This is a genomic window from Sphaerospermopsis reniformis (assembly GCF_005402885.1).
Taxonomy (GTDB): Bacteria; Cyanobacteriota; Cyanobacteriia; order Cyanobacteriales; family Nostocaceae; genus Sphaerospermopsis; species Sphaerospermopsis kisseleviana.
This window is the reverse complement of record NZ_BJCE01000199.1, coordinates 1-10038: the sequence shown is the minus strand read 5'-3', so window position 1 is coordinate 10038 and position 10038 is coordinate 1. Positions and strand designations below refer to the sequence as shown.

At 38.2% G+C, this 10038-nt stretch carries 9 protein-coding genes; 5 read left to right on the top strand and 4 right to left on the bottom strand.

From position 1 onward, the window contains the following. Positions 1–108: 108 nt before the first annotated feature. Positions 109–294 carry a hypothetical protein gene (locus tag FFR48_RS21185; protein ID WP_137668742.1) on the top strand — a complete coding sequence of 62 codons (186 nt, stop codon included), beginning with the start codon at positions 109–111 and terminating at the stop codon, positions 292–294. On the opposite strand, the gene FFR48_RS21180 is transcribed toward FFR48_RS21185, so the two are convergent. The 3 genes from FFR48_RS21180 to FFR48_RS21170 all read right to left on the bottom strand — a co-directional run bounded on the left by FFR48_RS21180 (position 281) and on the right by FFR48_RS21170 (position 3440). Beyond that, complete coding sequence (locus FFR48_RS21180; protein ID WP_137668741.1) at positions 281–1516, bottom strand: DUF445 domain-containing protein; 1236 nt, start codon at positions 1514–1516, stop codon at positions 281–283. The genes FFR48_RS21185 and FFR48_RS21180 overlap by 14 nt on opposite strands. 178 nt (positions 1517–1694) lie before the next feature. Further along, a complete protein-coding gene (ubiE, locus tag FFR48_RS21175; RefSeq protein ID WP_137668743.1) occupies positions 1695–2384 on the bottom strand; it encodes a bifunctional demethylmenaquinone methyltransferase/2-methoxy-6-polyprenyl-1,4-benzoquinol methylase UbiE in 690 nt (229 codons plus the stop codon). A gap of 111 nt (positions 2385–2495) precedes the next feature. Continuing rightward, entirely contained in the window at positions 2496–3440 is a 945-nt protein-coding gene (locus tag FFR48_RS21170; RefSeq protein WP_137668740.1) for a response regulator, read from the bottom strand. 213 nt (positions 3441–3653) lie between these two features. Here FFR48_RS21170 and FFR48_RS21165 point away from each other — a divergent pair, with 213 nt between their 5' ends. The 3 genes from FFR48_RS21165 to FFR48_RS21155 all read left to right on the top strand — a co-directional run bounded on the left by FFR48_RS21165 (position 3654) and on the right by FFR48_RS21155 (position 8435). Then, positions 3654–4739: a RuBisCO accumulation factor 1 gene (locus FFR48_RS21165; RefSeq protein ID WP_096567974.1), complete on the top strand. Its 1086-nt coding sequence runs from the start codon at positions 3654–3656 to the stop codon at positions 4737–4739. Between the two features lie 221 nt (positions 4740–4960). Next, entirely contained in the window at positions 4961–7318 is a 2358-nt protein-coding gene (locus FFR48_RS21160) for an ATP-dependent helicase (RefSeq protein WP_137668739.1), read from the top strand. A 148-nt stretch (positions 7319–7466) separates the two neighbouring features. Continuing rightward, positions 7467–8435: a DUF8738 domain-containing protein gene (locus tag FFR48_RS21155; protein WP_137668738.1), complete on the top strand. Its 969-nt coding sequence runs from the start codon at positions 7467–7469 to the stop codon at positions 8433–8435. Here the strand turns inward: FFR48_RS21155 and FFR48_RS21150 are convergent. Further along, the gene (locus FFR48_RS21150; RefSeq protein WP_162501927.1) at positions 8347–8634 is read right to left on the bottom strand and encodes a hypothetical protein; all 288 of its coding nucleotides are present in this window, start codon (positions 8632–8634) and stop codon (positions 8347–8349) included. The genes FFR48_RS21155 and FFR48_RS21150 overlap by 89 nt on opposite strands. Before the next feature lie 161 nt (positions 8635–8795). Between FFR48_RS21150 and FFR48_RS21140 the strand changes: the two genes are divergently transcribed. Beyond that, complete coding sequence (locus tag FFR48_RS21140) at positions 8796–9797, top strand: glycosyltransferase (RefSeq protein ID WP_137668737.1); 1002 nt, start codon at positions 8796–8798, stop codon at positions 9795–9797. Positions 9798–10038: the final 241 nt, after the last annotated feature.

Below are 10038 nucleotides of genomic sequence, written 5' to 3'. Positions count from 1 at the left end.
TATGTCAGTCCAGTCAGAGTCACGTATCTCAACTGAGGACACTCGATCACCTAACCCTGTCCCAGCACTCATCTCTACGTCTCTGAACTGCCCGTCCTCGCTCCTCATGTGCCCACCTACCAGACACAGTCTCCCCGTCACACTCTACCTGTACCCTGTCCACACTCCCCAGTCACCAATCCCCAGTCCCCAGTCACCAGTCACCAGTCACCAGTCACCAGTCACCAGTCACCAGTCACCAGTCACCAGTCACCAGTCACCAGTCACCAGTCACCAGTCCCTAATATCGACTGACAACCAAAAATCCTACCTGAAATAACCCGACAACAAAACCTAAAATACCGCCTAAAGTCACAATTGCCTGTAATTCATTCTTGACAATTCCTTCAATTGCTGCTTCTAAATCAGCAGGTGAAGTTGATTTTACTCGGTCAACAATCACTTGATCTATAGATAAAATGGGAATTACCTGGGCGACAATTGCTTCTAAATCTTTTTCTAAATACTTTTCTAAAATTAAAGCTAACTCTTGAGACACTACTTCTAAGGAAGTATTAACCACTGGTGAATTTCGCAAACGATTTAACAGCAAGACAGCAATATTTTCCCAGTCCGCTGATTCAGTTAATTCATGTAACAAATTGCTACCACTCTTTTGTAAGTAATGGCGTACACTTTCCCTAGTGGTTTTTCTGAGTTGACGAACTGTACCAACGGGTAAATTTTGTAAAGATAAATCTTGGAATAATTTTTTGAGGCGATCGCGCATTTGCAAATCTTGGATTAATTCTTCTAATCGTTTATTTGTAGCCTCTTTTTCATCTAAACAAAAAGTCCTTAACCGGGTCAGAGTATTACGTAAACCAAATAAATTAGCGACTACCCAATAAGTACCGCTGGTTTTTTCACGAAAGCTATCATCAATAGTTTGAATAGTCCTATCTGTTAAAAAATCAACTATTGCCTGTCTTAAAACATCCGATGGTAAAACAACTTGCAACAACCAATCAGCTAACCGTGTAGATTGTTCTTCACTGAGTTGAAATTCCAGTAATACCTGGTCAAAAATTTGGTTGATTTGCGCTTCTAAAAAATTTTCCTGTCTGGCCAAAACCTTCAGGAGACGGGGTAAAGACTCTCCCAGCAAATCCCGTAAAATTCCCGCCACAATTTTGGCACTTTTCTGGTTTTTATCACCTTGAATTTGCTCCAGCGCCAACTTCAATAACCAGAGAATCGCACCTTGTACCCGTTCTGTTTGTAAGAGACGCTTCGCCAGCTTTTGCAATTCTTCTGGCGTTAACAGCGATCCCATAATGGTATTAGAAATATTTTTTGCCAACCGCTCCTGATTGCGGGGAATCAACCCAGGAGTAAAAGGCACTCTGCGCCCCAGAATATAAATAGCTCGATAGGGGCGAAATAGCATTTTGATGGCTATATCATTGGTGAAATAGCCGATAATTCCACCCAGAATTGGGGGTGATACATAAAGCCAAAGATGTGACCAATCCACAGGATTTTGGATTAGGGAAAGAGGACAGGTGACAGGTGACAGGTGACAGGTGACAGGTGACAGGTGACAGTTATCGAGGTTGACTGTTCACTGTTCACTGTTTCCTGACTCCCAACTAGCAACTTAACATTAGTTAGTAATTACAAATTATCAATTATCAATTATCAATTATCAATTATCAATTATCAATTACCAACACTCCCATCATACCGTTAGAAATGGGGTAATGTGTGGCGTTGACAAAACCTACTTTTTGTGCTATTGCTACTTGGTCTTTACCAATGGGGAAACGGTCTAAACTGGGACTAATATAAGCGTATTCTTCTTTAACACCTAAATTAGTTGCCAGGGGAACGACGAGGTTATCTAAATACCACTGCTGAAAAGCGCGGAATGTTTCGTTGTTAGGGCGATGAAAATCTAAAATTGCTGCTTTACCACCAGGTTTGAGAACGCGATATATTTCTTGGAGACTGCGGGGAATATCTTTCACGTTTCTTAAACCATAGCCCATTGTGATGGCATCAAATTGATGGTCGTCAAAGGGTAAATTAAGAACATCAGCTTCTATCCAAGTGATAGGAGGTTGGGGGTAATGGCTTTGGCAACGTTCTTTGGCAGTTGTGAGTAAGTTACAGGAAAAGTCTACACCATAAACTTTTCCCGTCATTCCTGCGCGTCGTGCCAATCTAAAGGTTAAATCACCACTACCACAGCATAAATCTAAACAGGTATCTCCGGGTTTAGCTCCACTCCATTTAACGGTCATTTCTTTCCATATCCGGTGTTGTCCCAAACTTAACCAATCGTTTAATTGATCATAAACTGGGGCAATACGGTCAAAAATGTTACGAATTTCGTTGTTTATGGGTGCTTGGTAGTTGGTCATCCGATTTTAGATTTTAGATTTTAGATTTTGGATTGATAAAAGACTTTTGTTGCTGTCACCAGTCCCCAATCACCAGTCCCCAGTCACCAGTCACCTACTGCAACTACTAGAAAGAGCGATCGCCACTAATTGCACTGACAGATGAATGAGGTTAAGTTCATCTTCCCTTAAATTACAAGGTTTTTGCCACTGGAGCGATAATACTCCTAACATCTGCTGACGATAAATAATTGGGATAATTAAATGTGCTTGGACTCCAGCAGCTTGGTAATGAGTAAGAGTATTGAGATTAGGGTCTTTAGGGATATTTAAACAAGATTGGATTTGAGCAGTGGCGATCGCTGCTTTGGCGAGTGGATCTTCACAGAGCCAATTTTCAACTCCTCCTGTCACACTGTAAGCTCCCTGGGTTGCTACCAGAGTATTTTCTTCTATAAGTTGTACAATACAACCATCAGCAGCAAAAGTTTCACTAAAGGCTTTAGCAATGGAAGTTAAAATTTCCTCTATGCTAGAAGCAGCTTGGGTGACTTCCACCAGCACAGTCAACAACTGCATTTGTGCATTAGCGCGACGCAGTTCTTCTGTTCGCTGTTTCAGTAAATCATAAGTTGCTGCTGCTCTTTGGACTACTTCCTTGAGTTCTCCAGAGTCCCAAGGTTTGGTAATGTATTTGAAAACTTGACCACTATTAATTGCTTCTACAAGGTCTTCAATATCTGTAAACCCAGTGAGGATAATTCTCACGGTATCGGGAAATTGTGGTAAAGTCCGGCTCAGAAATTCAGTTCCTTTCATTTCTGGCATTCGCTGATCGGAGATAATGACTGCTACTTCTCCTTCTTGTTCGAGCAATTGCAAAGCATTTACACCACTGTCAGCTTTGAGGACGTTAAAATCACGACGAAAGGTACGATAAAGTAGATCCAGATTATCTGGTTCATCATCCACTACCAGGATTTTGAGTTTTTTTGCACGTTCACGACTACTGAATTGAGAGCGCACTTGCTCAATTTCGAGATTTGTGTTACCCATAAATTTCTTTATATGTTCTTCACAATTTTGTTATATTCCATACACAGCAGAGTTGAAAATCCTGATTTTTAGCAATTCAACATCAACCAAGCTGTGAAACAAACAACCTCAATTTAAAATCCAAAATCCATAATCTAAAATTCGCACATTTAAGGGATAATTAAGAGCTTAATTACTAATCACCATATTAAATTGAAGTTTGCTCTTCCGATTATGACTGAACTACCATCCAACACACAAGATACAGGGAATGCTGCTAATGATACAGCACAAGAATTATTAGTAAAATTGAGACAAAAACAAGGTAACTGGGTGGAATGGGGAGTAGCGATCGCCTACCTCCAAAAAAACGGTTACAATCCCCAAGAAATCTTTGAGTCCACTGGATTTGAGCCAATCCAACAAAATCAGGTGATTGTTGGCGCTCAAGTTTACAGTTCTTTAGAAAAGTTTGGTGCATCGGAAGCAACACGGGTATACTATGGTACAAGAGCTAGTGATATTCTTTATGAACTGCGCTTACTGACTCAAGAGGATCGAGCCGCAGCGGCTGATTTGATTTTTTTACATAAACTTGATGTAGACGAAGCGCGGGAAGTTGCTAAAGCAATCAAAGATTTTTCTCGCTTTTCTACCCCACCACAAGGTTTTACGAACGATCCAGGGGATGCAGTCGCTTATCAAGCTTGGAAATTAGCCAGACAGAACTCGGATTTACAAGAGCGATCGCGCTTAATTGCTAAGGGTTTGCGTTTTGTTCACTCGCCCACAGCTAGGAAACAAATCGAACAACTATTAACTGATTTTACCGTAGTTCCCCAACGTCCCGCCCCCATTCTACCCTTTTTCCGGTTAGAGTCAGATGAAGAACTACCCCGGCTTGTACCTGTAGTGGGTGAATTACCATTGACACCACAAGCTGTAAAAGCTGTACCAATAGTTACAGAAATTGAACCATTTAAAATTGTCAAATTTGCAGGGGAACAAGCTTGGGTAGCTTTACCAGGTTGGCAAGTGTTACGATCTGCGGAAGATCCAGTAGTCATTATTGCTAGTAGCGATATTTTCCCTAACCCAAATCAAACGAAAATAGAACCTGTTTTAGTTGTGATAGATCGCAATCAAAGAGATTGGGATGCTTCTAGTTATTTTGCCTTTGATAATTCTGGAGAAGTTGATTTTCAATGGTTTGAAACTGCACCAGAAAATACTTTGTTAGGTAAAGTTATTATCATTTTACGTCCTAAGAAAGTTCTCGATGAAGAATTTACCAAAGATGCTTGGCAAATTGATGAGTAAAAATTGATAATTGGTGACTGGGGACTGGGGACTGGGGACTGGGGACTGGGGACTGGTGATTGGTGATTGGTGATTGGTGATTGGTGATTGGTGATTGGTGATTGGTGATTGGTGATTGGGTAATCAGTTTTATGATTCCCTATCAACTATCAACTATCAACTGTCAACTATCAACTATCAACTATCAACTATCACCAATTATGAACTATAAATTATGAATTATGAATTACATATCATCTATCAACCAATTAAGAGAAAATATTAACAAAATTCGTGAAAGTTTGCGATCTGGACAAACACAAATGGCAAACTGGGAAACAGGACCTTTAGCTGTATCTGCTGTTCCGGGTGCTGGTAAGTCTACGGGGATGGCCGCTGCTGCTGCAATTGCCATAGCACGTCAATATCAGCATTCTGTGAATAATGATAAAAATTATCGCCGTCAGTTGGTAGTTGTTACTTTTACCCGTTCTGCTGCTGCTAACCTAAAATTAAAAATCCGCGACAAGTTAAAAGAATTATCCTTACCACAAACTGGCTTTGTTGTTTATACCCTACACGGTTTAGCCTTAAATATTGCCAGTCGTCATCCTGAGTTATCAGGTTTACAGTTAGATGAAGTCAAATTAATTACTCCTAATCAAAGTCATCGCTTTATTAGACTAGCAGTGGAACAATGGATAAATAACCATCCTGACCTATATCGCCGCTTGTTAGAAGGTCAGCAATTTGACGGAGAAGAAACAGAAAAATTGCGTCGTCAGTCAGTGCTGAGAACGGAAGTATTACCAGATTTAGCTTATACCGTGATTCATGAAGCTAAAAGCTCGGGAATATTACCGGAAAAACTTTATTTATGGAGTGAAAAAAGTCAAGATTCTTATCAAATTTTACGTATTGCTGCGGGACTGTATGAACAATATCAAAAAATCATGAAATTACAGGATTTCATTGACTATGATGATATGATTTTAGGGGCATTGCAGGTATTAAAAAATAAGAGCGCTTTACAGATTGAAAAAAACAAAATTTTCGCAGTTTTTGAAGATGAAGCCCAAGATTCTAGTCAACTACAAACGCAACTTTTAGAAAAATTAGCAAGTGAGGAAGATGAAAATGAAAATAATTTAAATAAATCGAAATTGAATTTAGTCAGAGTTGGTGATCCTAACCAAGCGATTAATTCAACTTTTACCCCTGCTGATCCAATTTATTTCCGAGAATTTTGTGAACAGTGTAATGTTGATAAACGACTAGCAACAATGAATCAAGCAGGGCGTAGTAGCAGAATTATTATTGATGCTGCTAACTTTGCTTTAGAATGGGTAAATAGTCATTGGTTAGCCACAAATAAAAACAGACAAACACCATTTTTAGATCAAAAAATTGAGGCTGTTAATTTTGATGATCCTCAACCAGATGCGAATCCCGCACCAGTGGGAAAAGGGTTAGAATTATATAGTCCTCGTGACATTTATCATACAGTTGAGTTAATTTCTCAGAGAGTTGTAGAGTTATTTAAGGAAAATTCCCAAGCTCGTGCGGCGGTATTAGTGCGAGAAAATCGCCAAGGTAGATGGTTAGCAGCAGCTTTAGAACCGATATGTAAAGAACATAAAATTAAACTTTATGATGTAGGAGAACAAGAAAGGCGTTCTCATGTACCTCAAGAGATTTTATCATTATTGCAATTTTGCGATCGCCCCCATTCTCCTGATTATTTAAAAGCTACCTTAGATGTTTTAGTACAACGTCAATTAATTCCCACCCAAGATATTAACACCCTTGCTATTTTACCAGAAGAATTTTTATATCCTGGACCATTAGCAACTCCCCAAACAGAAACAGTACAAAAAGCTGCTCATTTATGTCGAAGTTTACTTCGCGCTCGTTTAGAATTACCACTTTATCAAATCATTTCTTTTTTAGCTTTAACATTAAAATATGATCAAGCAGAATTAGCCACAGCAGACAAACTTGCAGAACGAGTAAACCTGCAAATGTTTGGTAATAATTCAATGGGTGCAATGCTTTCTGCTTTAAGTGAAATTGTAAATTCTGAACGATTTGAGCCAGTAGATACAGACAATTTAGAAGAACAATATACCAAAAAAGGACAACTAACAATTATCACTATGCACAAAGCCAAAGGGCTAGACTGGGATTATGTATTTTTGCCTTTTTTACATGAAAATTTAATTCCTGGAAGTTTTTGGGTTCTTCCCCAAAGTCAATTTTTAGGTGATTTTACATTATCAGAAGTAGCACGCGCCCAAATTCGTGCACCACTCCATCACAAAGGAGAAAATATATCCCAAATACCATCTCAAATACCTCATGTTAGTCAAGCTTGGGAAGATGCAAAATATCTGAAAATGGCGGAAGAATATCGTTTACTTTATGTGGCTATGACTAGGGCTAAAAAGTTGTTATGGATGTCTGCGGCTCAACAAGCACCCTTTACATGGAGTAAACCGAATAATTTACAAGCTTCTGCACCTTGTCCGGTATTTGCAGCTTTAAAACGTCAGTTTTCTGAAAATGTGATGAATTTAGCTGTATTAACTGCGGGAAACTAAACATTTGTAACCAACCACTCCAGGCACAGAGTACACAGAGAAAAGAAAAAATGTTAACTGCACTGGGTGGGAATATGGGGAACAAAATTAAACTAAAAATAGTAAATAACTTGGTATATCTTGTCAATAATTAGGTAGCAAACACATTATGTTACTTTCTCATCTAAAGAATAACGGTAAATTATCGAAAGCAATTGTTTTAACTTTGGCTTTAAGCAGTCTGCTGGCCTGTGGAGTTGATATTAGTAATAATCATACATCTGGAGCTATTCCTAGCGGAGAACAAATACAAATAGCCCAAAATACGTTACCTAGAAATATTTCTGAGGCGGTGTTAAGAGATGCTTCTGTGCGTTCTAGGGTACAAGTATCTGATTTGAAAATTTCTCAGGTGACTCAGACTACTTTTAGTAACCGTTGTATTTTTGAGTTTAAAAAGGGTTGCACTAAAGAATATAAACCAATTCAGGGTTGGGTTGTAGTTGTGCAGGTAAAAGAGCAATCTTGGACTTATCATGTTAGTCAATATTCGCAAATTGTGATTGAGCCAAATATTAATTTTTTTAATGCTTCTCAACTGCCAAGAAATATTGCTAGTAAGGTTTTAAATGATGTGGCTAATCGTTCTGGTGTAAACAGAAATTCTCTGAGAATTTATAGTTCCACATCTAAAATTTTTAGTAATTCTTGTGTGTTTAATTTTGGTGAAGTCTGTGCTGAAATTTATCAACCTGTAGAAGGTTGGGTTGTAGTTGTGAAGGTAAAAGAAGAGTCTTGGACTTATCATGTCAATAAGTCTGGTTCGCAAATTGTCATTGATCCGAAAATTAAAGCTAATGAGGGTTCTCCACTACCAGAAAAAATTGCGGAAAAAGTTTTGAATGATGCTTATCAACGTTCTCGGTTACAAACTATAGGTATCAGGATTACTCGTACTGTGCAAAAAACTTTTAGTAATTCCTGTGTGTTTAATTTTGGTGAAATCTGTACTCAACAATATGATCCTGTTGAGGGTTGGGCAGTGGTTCTCAAAGTGAACAATCAATTTTGGACTTATCATGTAGATCGTACAGGTTCACGCATTGTTTTAGATCCCAAGGTGACAGGTGACAGGTGACTGGGGACTGGTGACTGGTGACTGGTGACTGGTGACTGGTGACTGGGGACTGGTGACTGGGGACTGGTGACTGGTGACTGGTGACTGGTGACTGGTGACTGGTGACTGGTGACTGGTGACTGGGGACTGGGGACTGGGGACTGGGGACTGGTGACTGGTGACTGGGTAATAAATTTGATGTTTCCCTATTAACTATCAACTATTACCAATTACCAATTACCAATTACCAATTACCAATTACCAATTACCAATTACCAATTACCAATTACCAATTACCAATTACCAATTACCAATTACCAATTACCAATTACCAATTACCAACCTACAAAAATAATTGTAATTATCAAAACCAACTTCTATATGAGAAAACTGTACTTTTTAGTTCCAGGAACAGATGGGAAATTTGCTTGTGGTGGGCTTTGGGCAGAGTTAAAAACAGTTAATTTAGCTCAAAATATCTGTAGTGCAGAAGTTGTCACTTACCGACAAAGAGAAAAGGATAAGCTGTTTCTTGATGATATACTAAAAAATCAAAATTCACAGCAAAATTTAGATGATGTAATATTTGTGATTAGTTGGGGATTTGATATAGCTAACCTCGCACCTAAACTGCAAAAATATAATGTAGTTTATCATGCTCATAGTGCAGGTTATAATTTTAAACTTCCCTCCAGTATTCCGATTATTACAGTTAGCCGTAATACAATGGGATATTGGGGACAAAAAGCACCTAATAATTTAATTTATTATTTACCTAATCAAATCGCTGATGAATTTACAAATTTGCATTTAGATAGAGATATTGATGTTTTAGTGCAAGCGCGAAAATCTTCTGAATATTTAATTAAACAATTAATTCCTACATTACAACAAAAGTGTAAAGTTTTTGTTGTTGATTCTTATATTGAAGATTTACCAGGATTATTTAATAGAGCGAAAATTTACCTTTACGACTCTGCGGAATATTGGGCGCAACAGGGTGTAAGTGAAGGTTTTGGTTTGCAACCGATGGAAGCTTTAGCTTGTGGTTGTCAAGTTTTTTCTAGCGTTAACGGCGGGCTTTCTGATTATTTAGATCCGGGATTTAATTGTTATAAAATAGCTGGGTATTCTCTAGAATATGATGTACAACGTATTCTCAAAACTTTATCATCTCCAGTGGCTTTGACTTTACCCACAGAAGTTTTAGCAGAGTACAGAACTGAAAATATTATCCAGCGATTCACAGTAATTTTGTCAGCAATAAATGAGTTTTTTGATCACAAAAAATATTACTCAGCTAATATTCAAGATATCACCCGAATGCGTTTAGCAAAATTATTTATACAGAGAGTACACAAGAAACTGATAAAATTTAAATAAAATTTAACAAGTAGATCAACCTGTAGATCAACCTGAAAAAACCAAATCAAAAAATATTCTATTAATTCTTATGGGGTAGATTCTTGTGGGGTAGGCATACTTCAACACGCTCAGTAGGGCTTGCTGAATAAACTCAAAACCTTGATAAATCAAGGGTTTCAGGTGGAAAATCAGGAAATCAGTGCAGGATTTTTCAGGGGTATACTCCTAAAAGCGTGCATTTTCCGGGTGAAATTTCAAA